This window comes from Burkholderia sp. KL41, assembly GCF_057005415.2.
Genome location: NZ_CM174446.1, coordinates 3,515,854 through 3,541,693, shown reverse-complemented (window position 1 = coordinate 3,541,693; position 25,840 = coordinate 3,515,854). Strand labels below are relative to the sequence as shown.

The window sequence follows — 25,840 nt, the reverse complement described above, 5'->3', positions numbered from 1 at the left end:
GGCGGCGGCAGTCAGGCCGCGCGATCCGCGCAGTTCATTCATTCGGGCCGGCGGCCGGCGGCACGAGGTGCTCGCCGCCGTCGACGGTCAGCGTCGCGCCCGTGACGCCGGGCGCGCTCGCGAGATAGCAGGCGGCCGCGGCGATGTCGTCCGCGTGCGCCGCGTGGCCGCGCACGAGCGCCGCGACCCGCACCTTCGGCGCGAGCGCCAGCGCCAGCGCCGACGTCGCGCGGTTCAGCGCGGCCTGCATCAACGCGTGCGACAACTGCGCAGGCGCAGGGTGAAACAGCGCCTGGTCCAGCACGTGGATCGCGCATGCGCGCAGCGCTTCGTGCTCGCGCGCGGCGTCGGGCGTCGCATCGGCGAGCGCGCGGGCCAGCGCGAGCGGCGCCGTCACGTTGCGCGCGAGTGCGCCGGCGAGCGACGCGCCGTCTACCGTGTGCGCGTCGTCGGCGCCTGCGCTGGCGCTCACGAACACCGCGCACGCGGGCCGGCCGAGCGCCGCGCCGCACGCGGCGACGAGTGCGGCGGCTTCGGCTTCCAGGGCCAGATCGGCGTCGAGCACGACCGCGCGGCGGCCGAGCGCCGCGACTTCGGCGACGAGCGCGTCGGCGGCCGCATGCGGCGTGCCGGGGCTGCGCTGCAACGCGACGTCCCAGCCGTGCCGGGCGAATCCCGTCGCGAGCGCACGACCGATCGACGCGGCGTCGGCCGCGCTGCCCAGGGCACCGGTGACGAGCGCCACGCGCAGGGTCGACGTATCGGCTGAAACGGTCATTTACAATGCCGGGATGAACCCGAAAGCTCACGAACCCGCTAGTTTACCTGCTCCCGGCCCTGACGCGCTTGCGCAGTCCGAAACCCTTGCTGCGCAACTGCGCGACGAGATCGCGGCGGCCGGCGGCTGGCTGCCGTTCGACCGCTTCATGGAGCGTGCGCTGTACGCGCCCGGCCTCGGCTATTACAGCGGCGGCGCGCGCAAGTTCGGGCGCCGCGCCGACGACGGCAGCGACTTCGTCACCGCCCCCGAGCTGTCGCCGCTGTTCGCACAGACGCTCGCGCGGCCGGTCGCGGAAGCGCTCGCGGCGAGCGGCACGCGTTGCGTGATGGAATTCGGCGCCGGCACGGGCAAGCTCGCGGCCGGTCTGCTCGCGGCGCTCGACGCGCTGGGCGCCGGACTCGACGAATACCTGATCGTCGACCTGTCCGGCGAGCTGCGCGAACGGCAGCGCGACACGATCACGGCCGCCGCGCCGGCGCTCGCCGCGAAGGTGCGCTGGCTCGACGCGCTGCCCGAGCGGTTCGACGGCGTCGTGGTCGGCAACGAGGTGCTCGATGCGATGCCCGTGCGCCTGTTCGCGAAGGCGGGCGGCGCATGGCAGGAGCGCGGTGTCGCGCTCGATGCGCGGCAGGCGTTCGTGTTCGAGGACCGTCCTGCTGCGCCGGCCGGCCTGCCGGCGGTGCTCGCGGGGCTCGACGAGGCGGGCGACGGTTACGTGACCGAGACGCACGAGGCCGCGCTGGCGTTCACGCGCACCGTCTGCACGATGCTCGGGCGCGGCGCGGTGCTGCTGGTCGACTACGGCTTTCCCGCGCACGAGTACTACCACCCGCAGCGCGGCCGCGGCACGCTGATGTGCCACTACCGGCACCATGCGCACGACGATCCGTTCCTGTACCCGGGGCTGCAGGACATCACCGCGCACGTCGAATTCACCGGCATCTACGACGCGGCCATCGCGACCGGCGCCGACCTGCTCGGTTACACGTCGCAGGCGCGCTTCCTGCTGAACGCGGGCATCACCGACGCGCTGGCCGCGATCGATCCGTCGGACATCCGTGAATTCCTGCCGGCCGCGAACGCGGTGCAGAAGCTGATTTCCGAGGCCGAGATGGGCGAGCTGTTCAAGGTGATCGCGTTCTCGCGCGGCATCGACGGCACGCTCGACGCGTTCGCGCGCGGCGATCGCTCGCACGCACTCTGACAGGCCCTAGCATGCTGCGCTGGCTGTTGACGACGTTCGTCGCGGTGATGATCCTGACGCGCTGCTGGCCGTGGCTCGGCAAGCTCGGCATCGGGCGGATGCCGGGCGACGTCACGCTGACGCTCGGCGGGCGGCGCTACCCGTTCCCGTTCATGTCGACGCTGGTGCTGACGATGCTGGTATCGATGGTGGCGCGGCTGCTCTGAGTCGCGCCTGAAGGTCGGTGGGCGTTACAGCTCGATCTCGCCGAGAATCCGGTGCGCGAGCGCTTTCGCCTCGTCGAACGCCTCTTCCTCGCTGGGGCTCGTCGAGTGGACGTCGTAACGCGTGTTCTCGGTGTCGTCCCCGTCGTCGCGCGAGAGGATCACGTAACCCTGGAACTGCCCGTTGCCCGCGTGCTGGGTATGCGCCTTGGCCGTGTAGATGCCTTTCGTGAACGTGTTCGTGTCCATGGTGCTCTCCCGCAAAAGGACACTTCATCGTAGCACTGCGGCGCAGCATGTACAGCGCCGCTTATCGGTGACCGAACAGCGTCCGGTCACCGTTCGTGCCATCGGCGTGCCGTCAGCGTTCGATCAGTGCGACGACCTCGTCGAGCGTCGGCGCGTGCGCACCTGTATGCCGGCACGCCGCTGCGCCCGCGGCCAGCGCGAACACGAGATGCTCGCGCCACGTGCGCTGCGGTGCGGCCATCAGGCTGAACAGCATGCCGCCGATCGACGCGTCGCCCGCACCGACGGTGTCGGCCACCTCGACGCGCGGCGGGCTGGCTTCATGCACGTCGCCGTCCGCGTAGAGCGTCGCCGCCTGCGCACCGCGCGTGACGAGCACGGCCGCGCGCGGGTTCAGCGTGCGCACCGCGGCAATCGCGTCGGGGCCGTCGCCGCCGAACAGGTGCCGCAGGTCCTCGTCGGACACCTTGATCAGGTCGGCGAGCGCGGCCATCTTTTCCAGCGTCGGCCGGTACGCGGCCGTCATCAGGTTCCGGACGTTCGGGTCGAAGCTGATCTTCACGCCGCGCGCGTGCAGGTCGGCCGCGAGCGCGGCCAGCGTGCCGGCGAGCGGCTCGCGCACGAGGCTGATGCAGCCGAAATGTGCCCATTTCACGTGGTCGGTCCAGCCGGCCGGCAGCCGCGCCGGATCGAACGAGAGATCGGCGCTCGCTTCGCCGATGAAGAAATACGCGGGCGGGCGTGTCTCGTGAACGATCGCGAGCAGCGGCGGCCGTGCGACGCGCTGCAGGAAGCGCAGGTCGAGCCCGGCCGCGTCGCTCGTGCGCCACAGCACGTCGGAGAAGCAGTCTTCGCCGATCGATCCCGCGAGCGCGCTCGGCACGCCGAGCCGCGCAACCGCGCGCGCGACGTTCCAGCCGGCGCCGCCCGGTACCGACGTCCATTGCGCATCGCCCGCGCGCACCATGTCGGTCAGGATGTCACCTGCCGACACGAAAGCCGGAAACGTGCCGCCGCTCATTGCGTCGGCTCGCTGCGCTGCGCGCGCGCGAGGGTTGTCAGCACGTCGTAGCACGCGCCCATCGTGTGATAGTCGGTCTTGCCGGCCGGACTCTTCTCGTCGCTGTACTTGCGGTTGTCGCAGGTGAGGATGCGGTACCACGCGCCGTAGCGGTGATCGACGAAGTGCGCCCAGCTATAGCGCCAGATCTCGTCGTACCAGTCCCAGAAGCGCTCGCTGCCGGTGCGCGCGCCGAGCATCGCGGCCGCCGCGAAGGTCTCCGCCTGCACCCAGAAATACTTGTTGTGGTCGCAGATCGTGAAGTCGGGGCCGAAGCCGTAGTACAGGCCGCCGTGGTCGGCGTCCCATGCGTGCGTGAGCGCGGCGTCGAACAGCTCGGCCGCGCGCGGCACGAGCCAGTCGAGCGGGCGGTGCCGTTCGAGGATCAGCAGCAGCTTTGCCCATTCGGTCTGGTGCCCGGGCTGGAAGCCCCACGGGCGGAAGATGTTCGAGCTGTCTTCCTTGTTGTAGTCCCAGTTGACCGACCAGTCCGCATGGTAGTGCTCCCACACGAGCCCGCCCGACAGCGCGGCCTGGCGCTGCGTGATGTGGGACGCGAGCTTTTCCGCGCGATCGAGGTACGTGAGGTGGCCGGTCGCCTCGTGGGCCGCGAGCAGCGCCTCGGTCATGTGCATGTTCGCGTTCTGGCCGCGGTACGACGACACGATCCAGTTCGGCGTCGCGTCGTCCGCGTAGAGGCCCGCAGCCGCGTCCCAGAAGCGGTGCTCGGCGAGCTCGTAGGTGGCCGCGATCAGCGGGCGTGCCTCGTCGATGCCGGCCATCGTCGCGTGCGCGGCCGCGAGCAGCACGAACGCGAGCCCGTAGCAGTGGCGCGTGCCGTCGAGCGTCGCGCGCTTCGCACCGTCGCGCCAGTCGAGTTCCCAGTCGTAGCCCTGCAGTTCGTCGTCCCAGTGCGCGTCGCGCAGGAAGCGCAGCCCGTGGCGCGCGTATTCCAGGTGGCGCGGATCGCCGAAATGCCGGTATGCCATCGCGTAGTTGAAGACGAACCGGCAACTGCTGACGAGGTGGCGCGACGTGCGGTTGTAGATGCTGCCGTCGTCGCGGAAGTAGTGGTAGAAGCCGCCCGTCGGGTCGAACGCGTTGGTTGCGTAGAAGCGCAGCGTGTCCTCGATGTGCGACAGCAGGAACGACGGATCGCGGAAACTCGCGACGAACGGCGCGGCTTGCGTGTGGGCGGCCGGCGCGGCCGTGCAGGGTTGGACCGGGGGCATGTTCATGATTCGGTGACCGTGGCGGTATCGAGTGCCGGGGAGCCGGCGGGCTGACTGCTGGCCCGCACGATCAGCTCGACGGGCAGGGAAATCTCGGTGCGTTCGGGCGAGTCGGCGAGCAGCAACTCGACGCCGCGGCGGCCGAGCGCTTCCTTGTCGACCGCGAGCGTCGTGAGCGGCGGGCTCGCGTGCGCGGCGGCCGGGATGTTGTCGAAGCCGACGATCGCGATGTCGTCCGGAATCCGCAGGCCGCGCGCGGTGCACACGCGCTGCGCGGCGAGCGCGGCCGCGTCGTTGTACGCGAACACGGCTTCGGGGCGCGGGCCCGGCGCGTCGAGCAGCTGCTCCATCGCGCGCGCGGCGCCCGTGTCGGGATCGAGCCCCGCGTCGATCGTCACTTCGTAGGCGGGATCGAACAGCCGCCCGGCTTCGAAGAACGCGCGCCGGTAGCCGATCGCGCGCTGCGCGATGCTGTAGTGCGCGGGCGAGCCGCCGATGAACGCAATCCGCGTGCGGCCGGTGGCGAGCAGGTGGCGCATCGCGAGCGCCGCACCCGTTGCGTTGTCGATGTTCACCGAGCGCAGGCCGGGCGCCCACAGGTCGATCAGCACGAGCGGCCGGCCGGTCGCGGCGAGCGCCTCGATCGTCTCCGGCTCGATGAAGCCGGCCACCGCGATCGCGTCGGGCGCGTGCGGGCGCATCTGGCGCAGCACGTCGTCGTTCGGCCCGACCGTGAGCAGCGTCGGCACGATGCCGCGCTCGCGGCAGGCGTCCTCGACGCCGTGCAGCACGTGCGAGAAGAACGGGCTGGCCGGAAAGCGGTTGTGCTGGCGATGCAGCAGGAAGGTGAGCCGGCGGATGCGCGGCCGCAGCTGCGCGGGATCGTAGCCGAGCCGCTGCGCGATCTGGACGATGCGCGCACGCGTGGCTTCGGACAGGCCCGGCTGGTTTTTCAGCGCGCGGGAGACGGTGCCGATCGAGACCTCTGCCGCCCGCGCCACATCGCGAATGGTGGTACCCATCGTTCGGGGTCCGGTTTGTTTAGGGTGGAAGCGATTGTATAGTAAAACGTATCGCGGAATTCGGGCCGGATAACCGGGGAATACCCGAAAATTACCGGTTTTTAAGCGCTAATCTGCGAAAACGACGTTACTAAAAATACTAAACAAAACACGAAAAAGGCAAGGCGGACGTGCGGGTGCCCGGCGAGCGGGAAGTGGCGGCCAGCGTGCCGGCTTCGCGCGTGCGCGCACGCGTGCCCGGCGGCTTGCTCGGGCCGGCGGGAAGGCCGGGCGCAACGAGCGGCCCGGCAGTGCGGCGGGCGTCCGGGCGCGACGGACGACGGCGCATCGCCGCCGTATCGCCGCCGCAGCCGGCCTCCCGCGTCCGCGAACGAGGGAGGCCGGCTGCCCGCCGGTCAGCGTATTGCCATGGCCGGCGGTTCGCCGCGATCGCGCAGCGCGGCGCGGCCCGCATCGAGGTCGACGACCGCGAGCCCGTCCGGCTGCTGCTTCGCGCGCCGCTTCGCGAGCGCGGCGACCGATGCGATCTCGTCGCTGCCGTAGCGCTTCGCGCCGTGCGCGCCGGCCGGCACGCCGACCGCGCCGATCGCCATCGTCACGAAACCGAAGAACGCCGGGTTGCCGTGGCGGTCCTCGCCGCGCAGCCCGCCCGCCTGCCGGTCGGCCTGCGTGTAGAAGCGCTGCGCGCCGTCGTTGAAGCGCGCGATCGCGTCGGCGGCGCGTTTGCGCCAGTCGTCGCGCTGGAACAGCACGAGGAAATCGTCGCCGCCGACGTGCCCGAGAAAGTCGCGCTGCGGATCGCACACGCCGGCCAGCACCGTCGCGGCGAACTTCAGCACCTCGTCGCCCTGCCAGTAGCCGTACTGGTCGTTGAACGGCTTGAACTGGTTCAGGTCGACGTAGCACGCATGAAAGCCGGCGTCGCGCTGGAGCAGGCGGTCGATGTGCGCGCTGATCGGGATGTTGCCGGGCAGGAACGTCAGCGGGTTCGCATAGCGCGCGGCCTCGATGCGCATCTCGGTCACCGCGCGCACGAGGCTCTCGCCGGTGCCGAGCCCGACGTAGCGGCCGTGTTCGGTGATCACGAAGCCGTCCGCGAGGTAGCGCTGGTCGTGGCTTGCGAGCAGCATCGCGAGCTGCTCGAACGTCGTCGCGTTGTCGATCATCAGCGGCGCGTCGTTCGCGAACTGCAGGCACGGCTTCTTCCCGAACACTTCGCGGTGGTACGGCAGCGCGAAGCGGTCGATGAAGCCGCGGCGATTCACGAGCGCGACGGGCCGCCCGCGTTCGACGAGTGCGACCGCGTGCAGGTCGGGCATCCGGTTGAACAGGTCGAGCACGTCGTTGCTGGTCGCGTCGCGCGGCAGGGCCGGCGCCGGAACCAGCATCTTCCCGGCGATCGTGCCGGCCGGCCGCACCGGGCGCGTCGCGCCGGGAAACACCGCGATGTGCGGCGCGCGGATCGCGTCGCGCGCGGCCGGTGCGACGACCCGCGACGGCCGCGCGTTCGGCCGGCCGAGCAGGAAACCCTGCACGCAGCAGATGCCCATGTCGCGCACGACGATCAGGTCGCTTTCGTTCTCGATGCCTTCCGCGATCAGTTGCGCGCCGCTCGCCTGCGCGAAGTGCTGCATCGCCTTCACGGCTTCGAACTTCAGCGGGTCGCGCGCGATGTCGTGGATGAAGAAGCGGTCGATCTTCACGACGTCCGGATGCAGGCGCAGCCACAGGTTCATGCTCGCGTTCGCGGTGCCGTAGTCGTCGAGCGCGAACTGGATGCCGGCGTCGCGCAGCGACGCGACGGCCGGCCCGATATGGGCGATGTCCGTCGTCGCGTTCTGCTCGGTCAGTTCGATCACGATGCGCTCGGCGCCGACCCGCGCACGGTCGAGCCGTTGGCGGGCGCGCTCGCGTTCGCGCGCGAGCTGCAGGATCGTGCCCGCGCTGAAATTGAGGAACAGCTTGCCGTCGCAGCCGAGCGCCGCGAACGCGTCGAGGCAGGTGAGCGCGGCGGCCTGTTCGAGCGCGATGGTCTCGCCGTCGCGCGCGGCCTGCGCGAACAGCGCGGCGGGCGTTTCGAGGTCGGTGCCGCGCGGGCCGCGTATCAGGCCCTCGTAGCCGACGACCGTCCCCGACCCGAGATCGACGATCGGCTGGAAGACGGCGGCCAGCGCACGCTCCGCGATCAGGCGGGTGGTGCGGGCGGCGGCGGAGTCGGGGTGGGGCGCGGGCATGGGCGAGGGCAGCCGAATCGACGGGACGCCCGACTTAACGGCACCGCTCGTGGAGAATTGAATGAAGATTTCGTGACGCGACGGGCGTTGCTGGTGCATCGCGTGGGGGCGTGTCGGTGCGTGGGTGGGAGGGCGTTGCGGTGGGAAGACGGGAAGGCGGGAAGGCGGGAAGGCGGAAGGCGGAAGGCAGAAGGCAGAAGGCAGAAGGCAGAAGGCAGAAGGCGGAAGGCGGAAGGCGGAAGGCAGAAGGCGGAAGGCGGAAGGCGGAAGGCGGAAGGCGGAAGGCGGAAGGCGGAAGGCAGAAGGCAGAAGGCAGAAGGCAGAAGGCAGAAGGAACGGCCCCGGGACGGCACCACCCGGCGGCCGTCCCGCCGCCCCGATCGTCAGCGCTTGCCCGCGCTCAGCGCGCCGGGCGCCGATGCCGCGTCGCCCTCGTCGTGCTCGCCGCTCATGTCGCGCGCGCCCCAGCGCTGCGCGAGCGCCGCGCACGCCATCAGCTGGATCTGGTGGAACAGCATCAGCGGCAGCACGATCGCCCCGACCGCGTTCGCCGAGAAGATCACCTTCGCCATCGGCACGCCGGCCGCGAGGCTCTTCTTCGAGCCGCAGAAGATGATCGTGATCTGGTCGGCGCGGTTGAAGCCGAGCCGCTTGCTGACGAACGCGGTCAGCAGCAGCGCGATCGCGAGCAGCACGAGGTTGACGACGAGCAGGCCGCCGAGCGCGCGCGGCGGGATCTGGTGCCAGAGGCCTTCGTTGACGGCCTCGCTGAACGCGACGTAGACGACGAGCAGGATCGAGCCCTGGTCGACGAAGCGCAGCACGCCGCGGTTGCGGTCGATCCAGCCGCCGATCACGGGCCGCAGCAACTGGCCGGCGATGAACGGCACGAGCAGCTGCATCACGATGCTGCCGACGGTGCTCCACGGCGACGCGGCGGCGGCCGATTGCGACGTGATCATCAGCCCGACGAGCGCCGGCGTGACGAAGATCCCGAGCAGGCTCGACGCGGATGCCGCGCACACGGCGGCCGGCACGTTGCCCTTCGCGATCGACGTGAACGCGATCGACGACTGGACCGTCGACGGCAGCGTGCACAGGAACAGCACGCCCGCATACAGCGTCGGCGTGACGAGCGGCTGCAGTACCGGCTTCAGCGCGAGGCCGAGCAGCGGGAACAGCGCGAACGTGCTGAGCAGCACGACCGCGTGCAGCCGCCAGTGGGTCGCGCCCGCGACGACGGCTTCGCGCGACAGCTTCGCGCCGTGCAGGAAGAACAGCAGGCCGACGGCGATGTTGGTCGCCCAGTTGAACGCATGGGCGGCCGGGCCGCGGCAGGGCAGCAGGCTCGCGAGCACGACGGTGCCGACGAGCGCGAGCGTGAAGTTGTCGGGAAGAAAACGGGGACGGGCCATCGGGAACTCGATTCGGAAACGACGGGGGCGCGCGTCGCGCGCGCGGATGGCGCCATTGTCCCGGTTGATGATTCACTACACAAATTCATTGTGAGAATCGATTGATGAATCGATCTCATGCGATAGTGTTCGCGGCACCTGCCCGACCATGCGCAAAACGGCAGAAGAATGTTCTGTCCCGGTCGCGTGCCGAAGTGAAAAAACCTAGCAGTAACATGGTGTTACACCGATGCCGGCGACATAACACTTTTTGGCTCGACACGCTTTCGGCGCGCTCATAAATTACTGCTGAAAGCCTTGGGTCGGCCGAAAGGAGCCGGCGGCGGGCATGGACAGGCATTGCACGATGACGGAACGGGTGAAACGGAAGATCGGACGATGGGTGGCGGGCGTGCTCGGCGCATTGCTGATGCCGTTCGCGCTCGCGCAGCCGCCGCACGGCGGTCATGCATTCGGCGGCCACGGTTTCGGTGGCGGCGACATGCGCGCGTACGGTCAGCCGGCCGGCGGTGCTCCCGTCTGGCGCCACGTTACGCCCCCCGGCGGTGCACGCGCCGGCGGCGTGAGCGGCTACGGTTCCCGCTGGGGGCTGCGGCCGACGCCGTCGTATGGTCATTACGCCGCGCAAAGCCCGTATCGCCCGATCAGCGCCGACGTGCGCCAGATGCCGCGCCCGCCGGGCGGCGGCAACGTGCCGTTGCGCGCCGGTTCGATCCGCGCCGACGTCGCGCGCTACAACGAGGAGCGCGGCGGCCGTCCGATGCCGCCGCCCCGCTCGCAGGAAGAGCCTGCGCACTCGCCGTATTTCTCCCCGTTCTACCGAAACTGAGCGCCCGCGCGCTCGTCCCTCCGGCGGCTGATGCGAATTCGCCACAGTCGCGCACAGATTTCCGCTGATTTTCCCGTCGCATTGCGCTATCTTTCGCGCCCGGCTCGCATGTGCCACGCGGCTGTCCGGCCGTGCGACCGCGTCCACGCCGGGCCGCCGGCGGGTACCCGGCCATGTATCAATTCCGCGAAGTTAATGCTGCCGCTATACCCGCAATAAGTGTGCGCAATTTTGACCGGACGAATGATCCGTAAAGATGGCTGCGCCCCATACGACGCAAGCACTCGGCTCCAAAAAACAACGCTCGCGCCACTTATCGACAATTCGACAAAATCTGGAGATCCAATGAAAGCATTCGCTCGCCGTGCGTCGCGCACGTCCGTCAAGCTGATCGCCGCGGCTGCCTGCGTGGCGGCTACCGCTCCCGTCCATGCACAGTCGAGCGTGTCGCTCTACGGTCAGGTCGACGAATGGGTCGGCGCCACCAAGTTCCCGGGCGGCGACCGCGCGTGGAACGTGAGCGGCGGCGGGATGTCGACGTCGTACTGGGGCATGCACGGCGCCGAGGATCTCGGCAACGGCTACAAGGCGATCTTCACGCTGGAAAGCTTCTTCCGCGCGCAGAACGGCCAGTTCGGCCGCTTCCAGGGCGACACGTTCTTCGCACGCAACGCGTACGTCGGCATCGATTCGCCGTACGGCACGGTGACGGCCGGCCGCCTGACGACGCACCTGTTCCTGTCGACGATCCTGTTCAACCCGTTCTACGACTCGTACACGTTCTCGCCGATGGTGTACCACGTGTTCCTCGGCCTCGGCACGTTCCCGACCTACCCGAGCGACCAGGGTGCCGTCGGCGATTCGGGCTGGAACAACGCGCTGTCGTACACGTCGCCTTCGTTCGGTGGCCTGAATTTCGGCGCGATGTACGCGCTCGGCAACCAGGCCGGCGACAACGGCTCGAAGAAGTGGAGCGCGCAGTTCAACTACGCGAACGGCCCGTTCGCGGCGACCGCGGTCTATCAGTACGTGAACTTCAACAACGGCCCGCGTGACCTGAGCGCGCTGGTGGCCGGCATGAAGAGCCAGGGCATCGCGCAAGTCGGCGCGACCTACGACCTGAAGTACGTGAAGCTGTTCGGCCAGTACATGTATACGAAGAACGACCAGGTCGCGGGCAGCTGGCACGTGAATACCGCGCAGGGCGGCGTGTCGGTGCCGCTCGGCGTGGGCAACGCGATGGCGTCGTACGCATACTCGCGCGACGCGGGCGGCCTCGACCAGACGCGCCAGACCTGGGCCGTCGGCTACGACTATCCGCTGTCCAAGCGCACGGACGTCTACGCTGCTTACATGAACGACCACATCAGCGGCCTGTCGACCGGCAACACGTTCGGCGCCGGCATCCGCGCGAAGTTCTGACGCGCACGCGCGACCGCCGCGCCGGACGCGCGCGAAAAGCGCGTTCGGGCTGCATGTTTTCCCGCCGGAACGGCGCCGCGACCCGCGGCGCCGTTTTGCCTTTCTTGACCTTTCTGTTTCCCCGCCTTTGTTACCCTATCTCGTAATTGGATCATTCCCCCGTCATTACGAGCGAGTTCGATGGATACCCTCGTCAGCATGAATGTGTTTCGCTACGTCGTCGAAGTGGGCAGCTTCGTCGGCGCGGCCGAGCGCATGCAGATGTCGGCTGCGATGGCGAGCAAGCACGTGATGCATCTCGAGCAGCAGCTCGGTGCGCGGCTGCTGCATCGCACGACACGACGCGTCGCGCCTACCGAGGCCGGACGCGAATACTACGAGCGCCTCGTGCAGGCGCTGTCGGAACTCGACGAAGCCGGGCAGGCCGTCGGCGCCGCGAGCGTGGTGCCGCAAGGCAGGCTGCGCGTCACGTCGCTGTCCGCGTTCGGGCTGCGGCACGTGATGCAGGCCGTCACCGATTATGCGGGCCGGTTCCCGGACGTGACCGTCGACATGACGCTGTCCGATCGCGTGGTCGACCTGATCGAGGAAGGCTACGACGTCGCGGTGCGCGCGGCGCCGAACGGATTGAAATCGTCGTCGCTGGTCGCGCGGCAGATCGCGACCGCGCACATCCTGCTGGTCGCGTCGCCCGAGTATCTCGAGAAGCACGGCACGCCCCAGACGATCGCCGATCTCGCGCACCACAACTACCTGCGGCGCGATTCGAATTCGACGATGCTCGACGCGCTGGTGATCGACGCGGCCGCCGCGTCGCGCGTGAACCTGAACGGCAACCTGATCGTGAACCATCTCGAAGGGCTGCGTGCGGCCGTGCTCGCGGGCGCGGGCATCGCGCTGCTCGGCACCGAGGTGGTCGGCGACGACATCGAGTCCGGCCGGCTCGTGCCGGTGCTGATCGATGCGGTGCCGCCGCACGAGGCGCCGATCTATGCGGTCTACGCGAGCCGTCGTCACGTGTCCGCGAAGGTGCGTTCGTTCGTCGATTTCCTGGCGGCGCGTTTCGAAGGGCAGTCGCTGTGCCCGTCGATCGAATCGCGCCTGCGCGTGCTGCCGATCACGCGGATGAAGCGCGCGGTGTGAGCCGTGCATCCCGCCGCGGCGGGGCGATGAAAACAAAAAGCGCGAGCCGTTGCAGCTCGCGCTTTTTTGTTTGGTCCGACGGGATGCGCGCCGGCGGCGGCCGTCATGGCCGCCGCATCCGTCAGCGCGGGATGCCGAGCCGCGCCTTCGCGTCGTCGTACTCGCGCTTCAGGCGCTCGACGAGCGCGCCCACGCTCGGCAGGTCGTCCATCAGGCCGACGCCCTGGCCGGCGCCCCAGATGTCCTTCCACGCCTTCGTCTTGTCGCTGCCGAAATTCATCTTGGTCTTGTCGGATTCCGGCAGCGCGTCCGGATCGAGGCCGGCCTTCTCGATGCTCTCGCGGATGTAGTTGCCGTGCACGCCCGTGAAGAGGTTCGTGTAGATGATGTCCGACGATTTCGCGTTCAGGATCGCGTGCTTGTAGTCGTCGATCGCGTGCGCTTCCTGCGTCGCGATGAAGCGCGTGCCCATGTACGCGAAATCGGCGCCCATTGCCTGCGCGGCGAGGATCGAGCCGCCGTTCGCGATCGAGCCGGACAGCACGATCGGGCCGTCGAAGATCTTGCGGACTTCGCCGACGAGCGCGAACGGCGACGTCGTGCCCGCGTGGCCGCCTGCGCCGGCCGCGACGAGGATCAACCCGTCGACACCGGCTTCGAGCGCCTTCTGCGCGTGACGCAGGTTGATCACGTCGTGCAGCACGATGCCGCCGTAGCTGTGCACCGCGTCGACGATCTCGCGCGCCGGCGCGCGCAGGCTCGTGATGAAGATCGGCACCTTGTGCTCGACGCACACGCGCACGTCGTGCTCGAGCCGCGCATTCGACTGATGGACGATCTGGTTGACCGCGATCGGGCCGATCACTGCGTCGGGGTGCTTCGCCTTGTGGTCGGCGAGCTCGGACTGGATCTGCGTGAGCCACTCGTCGAGCAGTTCGGCCGGACGGGCGTTGAGCGCGGGGAACGAACCGACGATGCCCGCCTTGCATTGCGCGAGCACGAGTTCGGGGTAGCTGACGATGAACATCGGCGACGCGATGACGGGCAGCGTCAGGTTCTGCAGGACGGTGGGCAATGCCATGTAATGTCTCCAGTCTCCAGGGGCGGCCGCGCGGTCGCGCCGCCGCCATGCTTTGCGGTCGAACGGTCGTTCGAGTGTAGCTGCGGAACGACGCTGTAAAAACGAAGCTGTAAAACGAAGCTGTAAAACGAAGCTGCAAAAACGAGGTCGTCCTTATTAATACGAACGATCGTGCGATTCTACGCGAGCTTAACAAATCGCGCGGTGTGGCGGCAATCGAGTGAGTGTTCTCTTTCTAGGGATTCTGGTGTTTACCGCGCTGTGAAGACGCGCCGGCGCTCCTAAAATAAACGCCATAACAAACCAACGAGAAACAAACCATGTCGTTTGAGGCGTTTGCACCGTTTCGCGTGACGGTGCAGGACACCGACATTTTCGGTGTCAAAGGAGGCGCGGGTCCGCCGCTCCTGTTGCTGCACGGACATCCGCAAACCCACATGATCTGGCATCGCGTTGCCGCGACGCTCGCGAATCATTTCACGGTGATCGCCACCGACCTGCGCGGTTACGGCGCGTCGGGCAAGCCGCCGAGCGACGCGCAGCACGCGCCGTATTCGAAACGTGCGATGGCGGCCGACCAGGTCGCCGTGATGCGGCATTTCGGCTTCGAGCAATTCCATGTGTGCGCGCACGATCGCGGCGCGCGGGTCGCGCACCGGCTCGCGCTCGATCATGCGGACGCCGTCGAGCGGATGATGCTGCTCGACATCGCGCCGACGCTCGCGATGTACGAGAAAACCGATCGCGCGTTCGCGACCGCGTATTTCCACTGGTTCTTCCTGATTCAGCCGGAGCCGCTGCCCGAGACGCTGGTCGGCGCGCATACCGATGCCTACATCGAGCGCGTGATGGGCAACCGGTCGGCCGGGCTCGCGCCGTTCGCGCCCGAGGCGCTTGCCGCGTACCGGGCCGCGCTCGCGCAGCCGGGCGCCGTGCATGCGATGTGCGAGGACTACCGCGCGTCCGCGACGATCGACCTCGAGCACGACCGTGCGGATCTCGAGCGCGGCAACAAGGTCGCGTGCCCGCTGCGCGTGCTGTGGGGCGAGCACGGGATCGTCGGCCGCTGCTTCGATCCGCTCGACGAATGGCGCCGCGTCGCGCGCGACGTCAGCGGCCGCGCGCTCGACTGCGGGCACTACATTCCGGAAGAGGCGCCCGTCGCGCTGATCGACGAACTGCTCGCGTTCTTCGAGGCGCGCGACGCGGCCGCCTGACGGCACGCGGGCGGCGCGTGCCGGTGCTCAGCGGTGCGCGCCGTCGTCCTCGACGAGCGGCGGCAGCCGGCGCGGCACCGGCGTCGATTTCACGATCGCGGTGCTCGTCTCGGCGCGCTCCGTCACTTTCGACAGGATGTCGTCGAGGTGCGCGATCGTGCGCAGGTAGAGCCGGCAGATGAAGCAGTCGTCGCCGGTGACCTTGTCGCACTCCACGAATTCGGGAATCCGGCGCAGCATCTCTTCGACGAGATGCAACTGGCCGGGCAGCGGCTTCACGCGGACGATCGCCTGCAGCGTGTAGCCGAGCGCGCGCGGGTCGAGCTCGACGGTGAACGCGGCGATCACGCCTTGCGCCTCGAGCCGCCGCACGCGATCGGCGGTTGCGGGGGCCGACAGCCCGATCTGCCGGGCGAGTTCACTGGTTGCGATACGCGCGTCGTCGGCCAGCGCCGCGAGGATCGCGCGGTCGGTCGCGTCGAGCGACGCGACGGCGGGCGGGGAAAGGCGTTTCGGCATGATCGCTTTGCTTTCGAAGGTCAATCGGCTGATTCGCTTCAGTTTAGCCGTGGTTGCGGCGAAAGCAAGTTTCTAGAATCGAGGTCATCCACTCTCTTTCAATGGAGTTCATGATGGCCTCGAATGAAATTCGCCGCGGTGCCGCCGAGATGGTCGTCGCGATGCTGATGTCCGGCACGATCGGCTGGCTCGTGATGTCGTCGCAGCAGCCGCTGACGAACGTCGTGTTCTTCCGCTGCCTGTTCGGCGCCGCGACGCTCGCGATCGTCTGCGCGGCATTCGGCTTCCTGCGCCGCGCGCTGTTCTCGCCGCGGATGCTCGCGCTCGCGACGCTCGGCAGCATCGCGATCGTCGCGAACTGGCTGCTGCTGTTCGCCGCCTATTCGCGTGCATCGATCTCGATGGCGACCGCCGTCTACAACACGCAGCCGTTCATGCTCGTCGCGCTCGGCGCGATCGTGTTCCGCGAGCGGATCACCGCGTCGACGCTCGCGTGGCTCGCGCTCGCGTTCGTGGGGCTCGTCGCCGTCGTGCGCGTCGAGCCGGCCGTGCTCGCGGTGCCGGGCGAATATCTGGAGGGCGTCGCGCTGTCGCTCGGCGCGGCGTTCCTGTATGCGATTTCGTCGATCGTCACGAAGCACCTGAAGGGGACGCCGCCGCACCTGCTCGCGTTGCTGCAGGCCGGTATCGGCATCGTGCTGCTCGCGCCGTTCGCCCACTTCGGCACGCTGCCCGCGACGGCCGGGCAGTGGCTCGACCTGATCGTGCTCGGCGTCGTCAACACGGGCCTGATGTACGTGCTGCTGTACGGCGCGATCCAGAAGCTGCCGACCGCGATGACCGGCGCGCTGTCGTTCGTCTATCCGGTCGTCGCGATCGTCGTCGATCACTTCGCGTTCGGGCAGACGCTCGCGTGGACGCAGGTGCTCGGCGCGCTGCTGATCCTGCTCGCGGCGGCCGGCGTGAATCTCGGCTGGCGCATCGTGCCCGCGCGTCGCGCGGCAGTCGGCAACTGAAACGGTCGTACGATTCGGCGTCGCGGCGGGCGTCGCGGCGGCGCGTCGAATGCGAATTTCAGGAACGGGTATTGCACGCGGATGGCGTGCACATGGCAAGCAAAAGCGGGGCCCGCGCACGCGTGGAAGACGCTGTAAGAAGTTGTAGGGAAACACCCGATGCGAGCGGTGCGCGTCGCTCGTATGATGCGGGCTGTGACGTTGATCACGTTCACAGGATTCCGATCTCGATGCCGTTCGCCCGTCAGGCTGAACGGCTTTTTTTTATGCGCCGCTCCTCGCAATCAGGCGCCGCCGCGCGTCGAGCCGCGCGAGCAGCACGCGCCTCGCGTCGTCATCCGACGTGCGCCATCCCTTGATCTCGTCGCGCGTACGGAGGCAACCCGCGCACCAGTCGGTGCGCGGATCGATCCGGCATACGTCGGTGCACGGCGAGGCCACCGTGCCGATCGGTGCCACGACGTCGCTCATGCGGATTCCCGCAATGCGACGTCCGCGACCGGCGCGCCCGTCAGCGACACCAGTTCGTTCGGCGACAGGTTGAACACCGCGTGCGGATGGCCGGCGGCCGCCCACAGGCTGTCGAGCTCGAGCAGGTCGGCGTCGATCAGCGTGACGGGTTCGACGAGATGGCCGATCGGGCAGACGCCGCCGATCGCGTAGCCGGTGTTGTCGCGCACGAACTTCGCGTCCGCGCGGCCGACCGCGCCGACCTGCGCGGCGACCTTCTTCTCGTCGACACGATTGACGCCGCTCGCGACCACGAGCACCGGCGCGCCGTCCGACTGGCGGCGAAACAGGATCGACTTCGCGATCTGCGCGACCGAGCAGCCGAGCCCGGCCGCGGCCTCGGCCGACGTCTTGCCGGTTTCGGCGAGCATCACGATGCCTTTCGCATGGCCGCGCTCGCGCAGCAGCAGCGCGACGCGTCGCGCGGAATCGGGGAGGGAATCGAATGAAGCGGGTGTCGTCATGTTGAGGAATCCATCGAATACCGGGGTCATACGCAGTTCGCGGCATCGGCCGCGCTCTGCGCCTTGGCGAGCAGTGCGCGACCGGCGCGCGACACGTTCGCGCGGCCGATCGCGTTCGAGATGAAGTCGCCGGCAGCGACGACCTGCGCGAGATCGATGCCGGTGTCGATGCCGAGGCCCTGCATCAGGTACAGCACGTCCTCGGTCGCGACGTTGCCGGTCGCGCCCTTCGCGTACGGGCAGCCGCCGAGGCCCGCGACCGACGCGTGGAAGATCTCGATCCCTTCGAACAGCGCCGCGTAGATGTTCGCGAGTGCCTGGCCGTAGGTGTCGTGGAAGTGGCCCGACAGGCGTTCGCGCGGGAACACGCGCGTGACGGCCGACAGCACTTCGCGCGTGCGCTTCGGCGTGCCGACGCCGATCGTGTCGGCGATGTCGATCTCGTCGCAGCCGAGCGCCGCGAAGCGCTCGACGACGTCGACGACCGATGCGACCGGCACTTCGCCCTGGTACGGGCAGCCGAGCGTGCACGACACGCTGCCGCGCAGCCGCACGCCGGCATCCTTCGCCGCCTTCGCGACGGGCTCGAAGCGCGCGATGCTCTCGGCGATGCTGCAGTTGATGTTCCGCTGCGAGAACGCCTCGCTGGCCGCGCCGAAGATCACGACTTCGTCGGCGCGCGCGGCGAGCGCATTCTCGAAGCCTTTCAGGTTCGGGGTGAGCACCGAGTACACGGTGCCCGCGCGGCGCTCGATGCCGGCCATCACGTCGGCGCCGTCGGCCATCTGCGGCACCCATTTCGGCGATACGAACGACGCGGCCTCGACGTTGCGGAAGCCGGCGCGCGACAGCCGGTCGACGAGCGCGATCTTCACGTCGGTCGGCACGAAGGTCTTCTCGTTCTGCAGCCCGTCGCGCGGGCCGACTTCGACGATCTTGACGGCGGTGGGGAACGTCATGGTTGTCTCCAGGTTTGCTTGCAGGTTCAGTAGCCGCGCGTGTAGTCGACGATGCCGCCGATGCGCTCGCCGCGCTCGAGCGCGCGGATCTTGCCGGCGATCTGCTCGACGGCCTCCGCGCGCAGCGTCTCGGCCGAGCTGTGCGGCGTGATCGTGATGCGCGGCGCGCGCCAGAACGGGTGATCGTCGGGCAGCGGCTCCTGGTGGAACACGTCGAGCGTCGCGGCGGCGATCCGGCCGCTCGCGAGCGCATCGAGCAGGTCGGCCTCGACGAGATGCGCGCCGCGCGCGACGTTGACGACATACGCACCGGGCGCGAGCCGCGCGAATGTGCGGGACGACAGGATGCCGTCGGTGTCGGGCGTGCTCGGCAGCAGGTTGACGAGCACCTTCGCGCCGTCGATGCACGCATCGAACGCACCGTCGCCGGCGAAGGTCGTGACGCCGTCGAGCTGCTTCGCGCTGCGGCTGTAGCCGCGCACGGGCAGGCCGAGTGCGGCGAGCGCGAGCGCGACCTGCGCGCCGAGCACGCCGAGGCCGAGCACGGCGACGGTGAAGCTGGCGCGCGCATGCGGCTCGAGCGGCTGCCAGCGGCGCTCGCGCTGCTGCGCGTCGTATTCGTCGAAGCGGCGCAGGTAGCGCAGCACCGCGTGCGTCACGTATTCGACCATCTGCTGCGCCATGCCCGAATCTTCCAGCCGCACGAGCGGCACGTGCGGCGGCAGCGTGCCCGGTTGCGCGCGGTCGAGCGCGAGCAGCGCGTCGACGCCGGCGCCGAGGTTGAAGATCGCGCGCAGGCCGTCGCGCGGGGTGAAGAATTCGCGCGGCGCGCGCCAGACGAGCGCGTAATCGGCGGCGGCCGTGTCGCCCGGCTGCCACGCGCGCAGTTCGGCTTCCGGCAGCGCATGCGCGATCTCGTCGCGCCACGCGCCTGCTTCCTGGTGCGGGGAATGGAACAGGATCTTCATTGGACGACTGCGCGCGCGCCGGCGAGGCGCGTCACGGGAACGGCGAGCGGAGCCGGGCGCGGCGCGCCGGCGGGCGTAGCGGACATCGGGCGTCTCCTGACGACCGGGCGCCCGGCGCGCATCGGCGCCCGGCCCCGGTTCCGTGTGAAGCTGACGGGAAGCCCACATTCTACGGTTTCGCGGCGCATCGCGCGCCGGTGCGCGGGGCGGGCGACCGGCGTGGGCGACCGGCGTGGGCGCCCCGCGGATGGCCGCCCCGCGGATGGCCGCCCCGCGCAAAAGCAAAGCACAAAATATTGGTTCGGCCGCCGGGCGCGCCGCGCCACAATCGAATCCCGTCTTCAAGCAAGCGAGGGCAATCATGCGCGCATGCAGCAAATCGGCGTGGCCGCCGCGCCTCGTTACCGTTCCGGGCCTGCACGGCAGCGAAGGCGCGCACTGGCAGACCTGGCTCGAACGGCAGTTCCCGCGCTCGCTGCGCGTCGAGCAGGACGACTGGGACGCGCCCGACCTCGCGCGCTGGGCGCAATCGGTGCGCACCTTGCTCGACCGCGAACGCGGCCCGTTCGTGCTGGCCGCGCACAGCTTCGGCTGCCTCGCGACCGCGCATGCGCTTGCGCAGTGGCCGCGTACGGGCGATGTCGCGGGCGTGCTGCTCGTCGCGCCCGCCAGTCCGAAGAAATTCACGTTTGCCGGGCCGTTCGACGCGCGTCGGCTCGCCGTGCCGTCGATCGTGATCGGCAGCGAGACCGATCCGTGGATGCCGCTTGCCGATGCGCGCACGCTCGCGCAGCACCTGGGCAGCGCGTTCGTGAACCTCGGCGACGCCGGACACATCAACACCGCGGCCGGCTTCGGGCCGTGGCCGCGCGCGAAGTACTTCATCGACACGCTCGTCCACTGCGCGGCACCGCTGCGCTTTCGCGACGCGGACGACGGCTTCGAGGCCGCGCTCGTCGATCGCGCGCTCGCGCACGCGATCTGATTCCGCCGGGCCGGGCGGGCGACCCGTGCGGCGCGGCGGGTGCCGCGCCACGCCGTGCCGTCGCGCTTATGCCGCGGACACGGGCCGCACCGCCGCCGGATCCGAATAGCTCGGCCGGCCGTTTTCGACGTGGCCAGCGAGACGGCGCGAGAACGCGCCGGCCGCGCCGTCGATCGCCGCGTGCGTCTTGTACCACGAGTGGTCGAGATCGCCGACGCACTGCGCACTCGTCGTCAGCGTGTTCAGCCGGAACGGCAGCACCGGCTTGCCCGGGTCGGCCTTCGACGGCTGGTACCACACCGGCTTGCCGTTGGGCAGCGGGATCGGGAAGCGGTCGTTGTCGCCGCGCACACCGCGCAGGTATCCGAAGTAATGATCGAACGAGCGGTTTTCCTGCATGAACACGACGATGTGCTCGACATCGCGGATCGTGCCGGTACCGTGCGCGGCGGGAATCGCGAGCGCGCGGCGGATCGATTCGGGGAAGGCGTTGAGCGCGACGGCGGCGCCCGCGGATTGTGCGACCGTATGCAGGAAACGGCGGCGGCTCGATGACGTCGTGCTATTTCACCTCGGTTCTGCGGTCGGGGAACGGAAGCGGCGGGATCAGCCCGGCGACGACGCGGCGGCACTCGACGCGGCCGCATTCGCCGCGGGTTTCGCGTCGTCGTCGTCATCGGGCGGGTAGTGCACGACGGGCGGCGCGAGCGGCGCGGCATCGGACGCGGCGGCGTTCGCGGTTGCATCGTGGTTGAATGCGCTGGCGGAGCCGGCCGATGCGCCGGCCTGTTGGGACGCGTCGGTCGTGTGTGCGTCGTGCGGCGCGTCGTCGCTGCAGGCGGCGACGAAAGCGGCGGCACAAAAAACGACGACGGCGGAAACGCGACGCATGACTTCTCTCCTGGCAGGCTGATCGGGAAACGTTTTCGAGTATGCCGGTGCGATGCGACGTTTCGGTGAATCGTTTGCGACCGGCGCGTGATCGCGGAATGCTTTCGATATCCCGACCATCCGCTTGCACGGCGTGGCGGGCGCGCAATCTTTCCCGGTGGACGTTGCGAGCCGGGCACTTTTACCCGGGCGCGCGATGCGATGCGTGAGCGCGCCCAAGGCAGCCTGACCGTTGACGATGAACGCGAGCAACCGATCGCGTTGCGTCAGTGCCGCGGCGTGCGCCGCCGCACTTCGCTGCGCAGCCAGTCGAGCCAGGTTCGGATCGCCGATTCGTGCGGATGGCCGGGGCGCCACACGACGTAGTGCGCATACACGTCGGTCACGCGTATCGACGATACGCGCACGAGCGTGCCGTCCGCGAGTTCGGGCTCGATCAGCGAGCGGCGCGCGAGGGCGACGCCGCGTCCTTTCAAGGTTGCGTCGATCAGCGCGTTCGCATCGGTGAAACGCGGCGCACGCGCGGATTCGGTGAGGTCGAGCCGCGCGGCCTGGAGCCACGGTTCCCACGGCTGCGCGGGATGGCGCAGCAGCGTGGCGCGCACGAGATCGGCCGGCGCGCGCGGTGCGACGCCGTCGCGATTGCGGTACGCGGGGCTCGCGACCGGGAAGATCGTCTCGTTCATCAGCTTCTCGGCGACCACGCCGGGCCACGTGCCGGGCCCGTAGCGCAGCGCGACGTCGATGCGGTCGCGCTTGCGCAGCGGCGCGAGCGCCACGTCCGGGTGCAGCGCGATCGCGATGTGCGGATGCGCGGCCGAGAAGCGCGGCAGGCGCGGCGCGAGCCAGCGTTCGGCGACGCTCGGCAGCACGCTGACGTTCAGCGTGACGTCGCAGGTGCGCGGGCGGCTGCGCGCGGCGAGGGCCGGCTCGAACGCGCGCTCGAGCACGCTGAGGCCCTGGCGCACCTGCAGCGCGAGCGCGTGCGCGGCGTGCGTCGGTGTCGCGCCGTTGCGCTCGCGCGTGAAGAGCGGGTAGCCGAGCTGCGCCTCGAGCGCGCGGATGTGCTGGCTGACGGCGCCTTGCGTGAGCGCGAGCGCGTCGGCCGCGCGCGTGAAGCTCTGCAGCCGCACGGCGGTCTCGAACGCGCGCAGCGTCTGCAGCGGAGGAAGGTGGATGCGTTTCATGCGGGTATTAGTAGCACTAATGCCCGAGCACGACAATTCATCGTTTGCGGCGGGCATGCACGCGTTCCTACACTCGGTTCCGTCTTCCACAGTCCCGTCGGGCCACGCCACCATGAACGCATATCGACTCTATCTTTCGCCGGGCGCCTGCTCGCTCGCCGCTCACATCGCGCTGGAGGAAACCGGCGCGCCGTTCGACGTCGAGATCGTCTCCGTGCAGAAGCAGCAGAACCTCGAAGCGCGTTATCTCGCGATCAACGCGAAGGCACGCGTGCCCGTGCTCGAGATTCCGGGCGAGCCGCGCGTGCTGACCGAAACGCCCGCGATCCTCACGTATCTCGCGCGCCGTTATCCGGACGCGCAACTGCTGCCGCTCGGCGATCCGCTGCGCGAGGCGCGATGCCACGAATGGCTCGCCTGGCTGGTCGGCTGGGTGCATGGCGTCGGCTACGGTGCGCTGTGGCGGCCGGGCCGCTTCATCGTCGATCCCGCGCTGCACGGGGCAGTCAGCACGCACGGGCGCGGCGTGATCGAAGCCGCGAACGAGACGATCGAAGCCGCGCTCGCCGACGGCCGCAGGTGGGCCGAGCCGGGCGCGCATTCGATCGTCGATCCGTTCCTGTTCGTGCTGTATCGCTGGGGTGTCGCGATCGGGCTCGACATGGCGCGGCATCCCGCATGGACCGCGCACGCGCAGCGCGAGGCCGACCGGCCGGCCGTGCGCCGCGCGCTGGCGCGCGAAGCGGCCTGACCGAGGTGCGGGCGTCGTGCGGGGGCCGCGGTGCCCGCGTGCCGTGCGCGGCCGCTAGCGCGTGGCGAACAGCGGATAGGTCGCGCCGGCGACCAGCGCGGCCGCGAGCCAGACCACGCTCCACGAGCTGACGGCGAGCAGCGGCGGGATCGCGAGCGGCGTTGCGAACAGTCCGAGGTAGACGACCGTGTTCGCCATCCCGAGCGCGGTGCCCGCGTGGTTCGCACCTGCGAGCGTCGCGAGCTCCGTGTACGCGACGCCATGCCACGCCGATACGCACACGCCCGCGAACACCAGAATCGCGACGATCGCGGCGAGCGGCACGTGCGGGCTGCCGGCCGTCGCGGCGGCAAGCAGCGTGAACGAGCCGGCCGCGACGAGCACCGAGCCGCGCAGGTACGCGCGCCGGTTGCCGTGCCGGTCGGTATGGCGGCCGCTCCAGACGCGCATCACCATCGCGCCGAGCTGCAACACGACCATCGCCGCGCTGATGCCGGCGAGGCCGAGCCGGCCGAAGTCGTGCAGGAACACCGTCGCGAACGTGAGCACCGCGAACTGCGGCGCGCACAGCAGGCCGATGCCGAGCACGATGCGCCACACGCGGGCGCTCGCGAGCGGGCCGTGCGCGAGCCGCATGGGTTGCGTGGGTTGCGGCCGAGCGGCCGGTCGATGCGCGGCACCGTGTGCGACAGCCGGTTCGGCGGGCGGTTCGTGCAGCCAGCGCCAGGTCAGCACGGCCGACCCGGCGCACAGCAGCATCAGCGCACCGAATACCGCCGCGAAGCCCAGGTGCGACGCGAGCGACGGCAGCAGCGCCGCGCCGACGCCGCCGCCGAGCGGCACGGCCGTCTGGCGGATGCTCATCGCGAGCCCGCGTTCGCGCTCGCCGAACCAGCGCATCACCGCGCGTCCGCTCGATCCGTTCACGCTGCCGCCGAGCAGGCCGACGCAGCACATCGCCACGACGACGCGCGCCAGCGGCGGCACCGCGTGCGCGCCCGGGACGATCGTGCACACCATCAGCGCGAGCATCGCGGCCGTCGCGACGAGCCCGGTCAGCAGCACGCGGCGATCGCCGAAGCGGTCGGCGGCGATCCCCCACGGCAGCTCGGACAGCGCGACGCCGAAGCCGAGCGCGCCGAGCACGAGGCCGAGTGCGCCGTTGTCGAGGTGGTAGGCCGAGCGCATCCACACGGCGGTGGTCGGGATGCCGGCCGCCGCGGCCGAAAAGCTCATGTTCGCGGCCACGCCGGCGGCCAGTACGCGCCAGCGATGGGCCGGACCGCGCACGTCGCGGGCGGGCGAGGAGGGGGAGGCGATGCAGGTGGTATCCATGGCGGCGGGCCCGGTTGGAAATTGACATCCACAGTCTGGCGACCTACATTCATCCTGAAAATCGGAAAGTTCTTGATGAATCGTTCGATAAAACAGGATGGTTGAGATGCCCGGACAAGACATTCCACGCGGCGGCGAGTCGCTCGCGCTGGCCGATGCCGCGCTGGCCCGGCCCAACTTCGACGTGGCGGCGCTGCGCAGCCTCGTCGCGGGCGTGGATCTCGGCAGTTTCGCGAAGGCGGCCGACCGCGTCGCGCGCTCGTCGTCGGCGGTGAGCGCGCAGATCCGCAAGCTCGAGGAGCAGGCCGGCACGCCGTTGTTCGTGAAATCCGGGCGCGGGCTTGCGCTGACCGATGCCGGCGACGCGATGCTGCGTTATGCGCGGCGGATGATCGAGCTGAACGACGAGGCGGCCGCGGCCGTGCGCGGCGTCAATCTCGACGGCTGGGTGCGCGTCGGGTTGCAGGAGGATTTCGGCGAGGCGATTTTGCCCGACGTGCTCGGGCGGTTTGCGCGCGCGCATCCGAAGGTGAGGATCGAGGCGCGCGTGGCGCGCAATGCCGACCTGCTCGACCGGCTCGACGCGAACCAGCTCGATCTCGCGCTGGTGTGGGGCGATCCGGTGTCGGCTGCGCTGCTGTCGCGGCCGGGTATCGACAGCGACGTGATCGCGCAGGTGCCGATGCAGTGGGTCGGGGCGGCGGGGGCGGGCGGGTTCGGCGGGCCGGGTGGGGCCGACGAAGGGGCGGAAGTCGGGGTGGCCGCCGCGCACGCCTCAACGGGCGGCCGTGCCGCGGGCGAGGCGCTGCCGCTCGTCGTGTTCGACCGGCCGTGCCGGTTCTTCGGCGCCGCGACCGATGCGCTCGACCGCGCGGGCGTGCCGTGGCGCGTTGCATTCACGACGCCGAGTCTCGCCGGGTTATGGGCCGCGGCGGCGGCCGGCCTCGGGTTGACGGTGCGTTCGCATTACGGACTGCCCGCGTCGGTGCGCGTGCTCGATGCGGCTTCGCTCGGATTGCCGGCGTTGCCGAGCCTGCCGTTGATCCTGCTGCGGCGCACGTCGTCGGCGACGCCGACCGTCGACCGGCTCGCGTGGATCGTGACGCAGGCGGTGCGGGATGCGACGGAGGGGGCGGTGGCGGCGCTGGCGGCGTGACGATACG

General features: G+C 69.7%; 26 protein-coding genes and 1 pseudogene. 10 read left to right on the top strand and 17 right to left on the bottom strand.

Going from position 1 to position 25,840, the window contains the following annotated elements; all coding sequences use genetic code 11:
* Window positions 1-34 precede the first annotated feature (34 nt).
* Window positions 35-778: an SDR family oxidoreductase gene (locus PQB87_RS16645; protein WP_060208709.1), complete on the bottom strand. Its 744-nt coding sequence runs from the start codon at window positions 776-778 to the stop codon at window positions 35-37.
* 13 nt (window positions 779-791) lie between these two features.
* Between PQB87_RS16645 and PQB87_RS16640 the strand changes: the two genes are divergently transcribed.
* Together PQB87_RS16640 and PQB87_RS16635 are read left to right on the top strand one after the other, a co-directional pair.
* A complete protein-coding gene (locus PQB87_RS16640) occupies window positions 792-1,985 on the top strand; it encodes a class I SAM-dependent methyltransferase (protein WP_489242396.1) in 1,194 nt (397 codons plus the stop codon).
* Between the two features lie 11 nt (window positions 1,986-1,996).
* The gene (locus PQB87_RS16635; RefSeq protein ID WP_021163761.1) at window positions 1,997-2,191 is read left to right on the top strand and encodes a DUF2905 domain-containing protein; all 195 of its coding nucleotides are present in this window, start codon (window positions 1,997-1,999) and stop codon (window positions 2,189-2,191) included.
* A gap of 24 nt (window positions 2,192-2,215) precedes the next feature.
* Here the strand turns inward: PQB87_RS16635 and PQB87_RS16630 are convergent, their stop codons facing one another.
* The 6 genes from PQB87_RS16630 to PQB87_RS16605 all read right to left on the bottom strand — a co-directional run bounded on the left by PQB87_RS16630 (window position 2,216) and on the right by PQB87_RS16605 (window position 9,400).
* Entirely contained in the window at window positions 2,216-2,437 is a 222-nt protein-coding gene (locus tag PQB87_RS16630) for a hypothetical protein (RefSeq protein ID WP_021163760.1), read from the bottom strand.
* Window positions 2,438-2,549: 112 nt separating this feature from the next.
* On the bottom strand, window positions 2,550-3,458 hold the full coding sequence (locus PQB87_RS16625) for a carbohydrate kinase family protein (RefSeq protein ID WP_489242395.1): 909 nt from the start codon (window positions 3,456-3,458) through the stop codon (window positions 2,550-2,552).
* A complete protein-coding gene (locus PQB87_RS16620; protein WP_489242394.1) occupies window positions 3,455-4,735 on the bottom strand; it encodes an AGE family epimerase/isomerase in 1,281 nt (426 codons plus the stop codon). The genes PQB87_RS16625 and PQB87_RS16620 overlap by 4 nt, the downstream gene beginning before the upstream one ends.
* On the bottom strand, window positions 4,732-5,751 hold the full coding sequence (locus PQB87_RS16615; RefSeq protein WP_059685410.1) for a LacI family DNA-binding transcriptional regulator: 1,020 nt from the start codon (window positions 5,749-5,751) through the stop codon (window positions 4,732-4,734). The genes PQB87_RS16620 and PQB87_RS16615 overlap by 4 nt, the downstream gene beginning before the upstream one ends.
* A gap of 395 nt (window positions 5,752-6,146) precedes the next feature.
* Window positions 6,147-7,985 (bottom strand): EAL domain-containing protein, encoded by a 1,839-nt coding sequence (locus PQB87_RS16610; protein WP_226219229.1) that lies wholly within the window; start codon window positions 7,983-7,985, stop codon window positions 6,147-6,149.
* Between the two features lie 383 nt (window positions 7,986-8,368).
* Window positions 8,369-9,400, bottom strand: a complete 1,032-nt coding sequence (locus tag PQB87_RS16605; RefSeq protein ID WP_059492026.1) for a bile acid:sodium symporter family protein — start codon at window positions 9,398-9,400, stop codon at window positions 8,369-8,371.
* A gap of 346 nt (window positions 9,401-9,746) precedes the next feature.
* Between PQB87_RS16605 and PQB87_RS16600 the strand changes: the two genes are divergently transcribed.
* From PQB87_RS16600 to PQB87_RS16590, 3 genes are all read left to right on the top strand, one after another.
* Window positions 9,747-10,229: a hypothetical protein gene (locus tag PQB87_RS16600; protein WP_059683882.1), complete on the top strand. Its 483-nt coding sequence runs from the start codon at window positions 9,747-9,749 to the stop codon at window positions 10,227-10,229.
* A 345-nt stretch (window positions 10,230-10,574) separates the two neighbouring features.
* Window positions 10,575-11,651, top strand: a complete 1,077-nt coding sequence (locus tag PQB87_RS16595; RefSeq protein ID WP_021157443.1) for a porin — start codon at window positions 10,575-10,577, stop codon at window positions 11,649-11,651.
* Window positions 11,652-11,831: 180 nt separating this feature from the next.
* The gene (locus tag PQB87_RS16590) at window positions 11,832-12,794 is read left to right on the top strand and encodes a LysR family transcriptional regulator (protein WP_021157442.1); all 963 of its coding nucleotides are present in this window, start codon (window positions 11,832-11,834) and stop codon (window positions 12,792-12,794) included.
* 121 nt (window positions 12,795-12,915) lie between these two features.
* Here PQB87_RS16590 and PQB87_RS16585 read toward each other — a convergent pair whose 3' ends face one another.
* Window positions 12,916-13,875 (bottom strand): NAD(P)H-dependent flavin oxidoreductase, encoded by a 960-nt coding sequence (locus PQB87_RS16585; protein WP_006488640.1) that lies wholly within the window; start codon window positions 13,873-13,875, stop codon window positions 12,916-12,918.
* A gap of 320 nt (window positions 13,876-14,195) precedes the next feature.
* Between PQB87_RS16585 and PQB87_RS16580 the strand changes: the two genes are divergently transcribed.
* The gene (locus PQB87_RS16580) at window positions 14,196-15,092 is read left to right on the top strand and encodes an alpha/beta fold hydrolase (protein ID WP_021157441.1); all 897 of its coding nucleotides are present in this window, start codon (window positions 14,196-14,198) and stop codon (window positions 15,090-15,092) included.
* Between the two features lie 27 nt (window positions 15,093-15,119).
* Here the strand turns inward: PQB87_RS16580 and PQB87_RS16575 are convergent, their stop codons facing one another.
* Window positions 15,120-15,611, bottom strand: coding sequence for an Lrp/AsnC family transcriptional regulator (locus PQB87_RS16575; RefSeq protein ID WP_011353413.1), 492 nt, complete (start codon window positions 15,609-15,611; stop codon window positions 15,120-15,122).
* A 113-nt stretch (window positions 15,612-15,724) separates the two neighbouring features.
* Between PQB87_RS16575 and PQB87_RS16570 the strand changes: the two genes are divergently transcribed.
* A complete protein-coding gene (locus PQB87_RS16570) occupies window positions 15,725-16,627 on the top strand; it encodes a DMT family transporter (RefSeq protein WP_027788967.1) in 903 nt (300 codons plus the stop codon).
* Window positions 16,628-16,891: 264 nt separating this feature from the next.
* On the opposite strand, the gene PQB87_RS16565 is transcribed toward PQB87_RS16570, so the two are convergent.
* Genes PQB87_RS16565 through PQB87_RS16550 form a run of 4 tightly spaced genes read right to left on the bottom strand, consistent with a single transcriptional unit; the run spans window position 16,892 to window position 19,528 of the window.
* A complete protein-coding gene (locus tag PQB87_RS16565; RefSeq protein WP_059683889.1) occupies window positions 16,892-17,098 on the bottom strand; it encodes a DUF1289 domain-containing protein in 207 nt (68 codons plus the stop codon).
* Complete coding sequence (locus tag PQB87_RS16560; RefSeq protein ID WP_027788969.1) at window positions 17,095-17,601, bottom strand: YbaK/EbsC family protein; 507 nt, start codon at window positions 17,599-17,601, stop codon at window positions 17,095-17,097. The genes PQB87_RS16565 and PQB87_RS16560 overlap by 4 nt, the downstream gene beginning before the upstream one ends.
* Window positions 17,602-17,627: 26 nt before the next feature.
* Window positions 17,628-18,560, bottom strand: coding sequence for a hydroxymethylglutaryl-CoA lyase (locus PQB87_RS16555; protein WP_027788970.1), 933 nt, complete (start codon window positions 18,558-18,560; stop codon window positions 17,628-17,630).
* Window positions 18,561-18,586: 26 nt separating this feature from the next.
* Window positions 18,587-19,528: a 2-hydroxyacid dehydrogenase gene (locus PQB87_RS16550; protein WP_027788971.1), complete on the bottom strand. Its 942-nt coding sequence runs from the start codon at window positions 19,526-19,528 to the stop codon at window positions 18,587-18,589.
* A gap of 361 nt (window positions 19,529-19,889) precedes the next feature.
* Between PQB87_RS16550 and PQB87_RS16545 the strand changes: the two genes are divergently transcribed.
* Window positions 19,890-20,513 (top strand): RBBP9/YdeN family alpha/beta hydrolase, encoded by a 624-nt coding sequence (locus PQB87_RS16545; RefSeq protein WP_027788972.1) that lies wholly within the window; start codon window positions 19,890-19,892, stop codon window positions 20,511-20,513.
* 165 nt (window positions 20,514-20,678) lie between these two features.
* On the opposite strand, the pseudogene PQB87_RS16540 reads toward PQB87_RS16545, so the two are convergent.
* The 3 genes and pseudogenes from PQB87_RS16540 to PQB87_RS16530 form a co-directional block, all read right to left on the bottom strand.
* Window positions 20,679-21,047, bottom strand: a pseudogene (locus PQB87_RS16540) (alkaline phosphatase family protein); the annotation flags it as partial.
* A gap of 72 nt (window positions 21,048-21,119) precedes the next feature.
* On the bottom strand, window positions 21,120-21,404 hold the full coding sequence (locus tag PQB87_RS16535; protein ID WP_048026537.1) for a hypothetical protein: 285 nt from the start codon (window positions 21,402-21,404) through the stop codon (window positions 21,120-21,122).
* Window positions 21,405-21,670: 266 nt separating this feature from the next.
* The gene (locus tag PQB87_RS16530; protein WP_233345205.1) at window positions 21,671-22,591 is read right to left on the bottom strand and encodes a LysR substrate-binding domain-containing protein; all 921 of its coding nucleotides are present in this window, start codon (window positions 22,589-22,591) and stop codon (window positions 21,671-21,673) included.
* A 112-nt stretch (window positions 22,592-22,703) separates the two neighbouring features.
* On the opposite strand from PQB87_RS16530, the gene PQB87_RS16525 reads away from it, so the two are divergent.
* Window positions 22,704-23,342 (top strand): glutathione S-transferase family protein, encoded by a 639-nt coding sequence (locus PQB87_RS16525; RefSeq protein WP_489242393.1) that lies wholly within the window; start codon window positions 22,704-22,706, stop codon window positions 23,340-23,342.
* 54 nt (window positions 23,343-23,396) lie between these two features.
* Here PQB87_RS16525 and PQB87_RS16520 read toward each other — a convergent pair whose 3' ends face one another.
* The gene (locus tag PQB87_RS16520) at window positions 23,397-24,677 is read right to left on the bottom strand and encodes an MFS transporter (protein WP_489242392.1); all 1,281 of its coding nucleotides are present in this window, start codon (window positions 24,675-24,677) and stop codon (window positions 23,397-23,399) included.
* Window positions 24,678-24,783: 106 nt separating this feature from the next.
* On the opposite strand from PQB87_RS16520, the gene PQB87_RS16515 reads away from it, so the two are divergent.
* Window positions 24,784-25,833, top strand: a complete 1,050-nt coding sequence (locus tag PQB87_RS16515) for a LysR substrate-binding domain-containing protein (RefSeq protein ID WP_489242391.1) — start codon at window positions 24,784-24,786, stop codon at window positions 25,831-25,833.
* Window positions 25,834-25,840 lie beyond the last annotated feature (7 nt).

What these genes read in the sequence shown, in the direction of transcription:
- PQB87_RS16645 (WP_060208709.1), bottom strand. Translation starts at nt 778, where the DNA reads ATGACCGTTTCAGCCGATACGTCGACCCTGCGCGTGGCGCTCGTCACC.
- PQB87_RS16640 (WP_489242396.1), top strand. Translation starts at nt 792, where the DNA reads ATGAACCCGAAAGCTCACGAACCCGCTAGTTTACCTGCTCCCGGCCCT.
- PQB87_RS16635 (WP_021163761.1), top strand. Translation starts at nt 1,997, where the DNA reads ATGCTGCGCTGGCTGTTGACGACGTTCGTCGCGGTGATGATCCTGACG.
- PQB87_RS16630 (WP_021163760.1), bottom strand. Translation starts at nt 2,437, where the DNA reads ATGGACACGAACACGTTCACGAAAGGCATCTACACGGCCAAGGCGCAT.
- PQB87_RS16625 (WP_489242395.1), bottom strand. Translation starts at nt 3,458, where the DNA reads ATGAGCGGCGGCACGTTTCCGGCTTTCGTGTCGGCAGGTGACATCCTG.
- PQB87_RS16620 (WP_489242394.1), bottom strand. Translation starts at nt 4,735, where the DNA reads ATGAACATGCCCCCGGTCCAACCCTGCACGGCCGCGCCGGCCGCCCAC.
- PQB87_RS16615 (WP_059685410.1), bottom strand. Translation starts at nt 5,751, where the DNA reads ATGGGTACCACCATTCGCGATGTGGCGCGGGCGGCAGAGGTCTCGATC.
- PQB87_RS16610 (WP_226219229.1), bottom strand. Translation starts at nt 7,985, where the DNA reads ATGCCCGCGCCCCACCCCGACTCCGCCGCCGCCCGCACCACCCGCCTG.
- PQB87_RS16605 (WP_059492026.1), bottom strand. Translation starts at nt 9,400, where the DNA reads ATGGCCCGTCCCCGTTTTCTTCCCGACAACTTCACGCTCGCGCTCGTC.
- PQB87_RS16600 (WP_059683882.1), top strand. Translation starts at nt 9,747, where the DNA reads ATGACGGAACGGGTGAAACGGAAGATCGGACGATGGGTGGCGGGCGTG.
- PQB87_RS16595 (WP_021157443.1), top strand. Translation starts at nt 10,575, where the DNA reads ATGAAAGCATTCGCTCGCCGTGCGTCGCGCACGTCCGTCAAGCTGATC.
- PQB87_RS16590 (WP_021157442.1), top strand. Translation starts at nt 11,832, where the DNA reads ATGGATACCCTCGTCAGCATGAATGTGTTTCGCTACGTCGTCGAAGTG.
- PQB87_RS16585 (WP_006488640.1), bottom strand. Translation starts at nt 13,875, where the DNA reads ATGGCATTGCCCACCGTCCTGCAGAACCTGACGCTGCCCGTCATCGCG.
- PQB87_RS16580 (WP_021157441.1), top strand. Translation starts at nt 14,196, where the DNA reads ATGTCGTTTGAGGCGTTTGCACCGTTTCGCGTGACGGTGCAGGACACC.
- PQB87_RS16575 (WP_011353413.1), bottom strand. Translation starts at nt 15,611, where the DNA reads ATGCCGAAACGCCTTTCCCCGCCCGCCGTCGCGTCGCTCGACGCGACC.
- PQB87_RS16570 (WP_027788967.1), top strand. Translation starts at nt 15,725, where the DNA reads ATGGCCTCGAATGAAATTCGCCGCGGTGCCGCCGAGATGGTCGTCGCG.
- PQB87_RS16565 (WP_059683889.1), bottom strand. Translation starts at nt 17,098, where the DNA reads ATGAGCGACGTCGTGGCACCGATCGGCACGGTGGCCTCGCCGTGCACC.
- PQB87_RS16560 (WP_027788969.1), bottom strand. Translation starts at nt 17,601, where the DNA reads ATGACGACACCCGCTTCATTCGATTCCCTCCCCGATTCCGCGCGACGC.
- PQB87_RS16555 (WP_027788970.1), bottom strand. Translation starts at nt 18,560, where the DNA reads ATGACGTTCCCCACCGCCGTCAAGATCGTCGAAGTCGGCCCGCGCGAC.
- PQB87_RS16550 (WP_027788971.1), bottom strand. Translation starts at nt 19,528, where the DNA reads ATGAAGATCCTGTTCCATTCCCCGCACCAGGAAGCAGGCGCGTGGCGC.
- PQB87_RS16545 (WP_027788972.1), top strand. Translation starts at nt 19,890, where the DNA reads ATGCGCGCATGCAGCAAATCGGCGTGGCCGCCGCGCCTCGTTACCGTT.
- PQB87_RS16535 (WP_048026537.1), bottom strand. Translation starts at nt 21,404, where the DNA reads ATGCGTCGCGTTTCCGCCGTCGTCGTTTTTTGTGCCGCCGCTTTCGTC.
- PQB87_RS16530 (WP_233345205.1), bottom strand. Translation starts at nt 22,591, where the DNA reads ATGAAACGCATCCACCTTCCTCCGCTGCAGACGCTGCGCGCGTTCGAG.
- PQB87_RS16525 (WP_489242393.1), top strand. Translation starts at nt 22,704, where the DNA reads ATGAACGCATATCGACTCTATCTTTCGCCGGGCGCCTGCTCGCTCGCC.
- PQB87_RS16520 (WP_489242392.1), bottom strand. Translation starts at nt 24,677, where the DNA reads ATGGATACCACCTGCATCGCCTCCCCCTCCTCGCCCGCCCGCGACGTG.
- PQB87_RS16515 (WP_489242391.1), top strand. Translation starts at nt 24,784, where the DNA reads ATGCCCGGACAAGACATTCCACGCGGCGGCGAGTCGCTCGCGCTGGCC.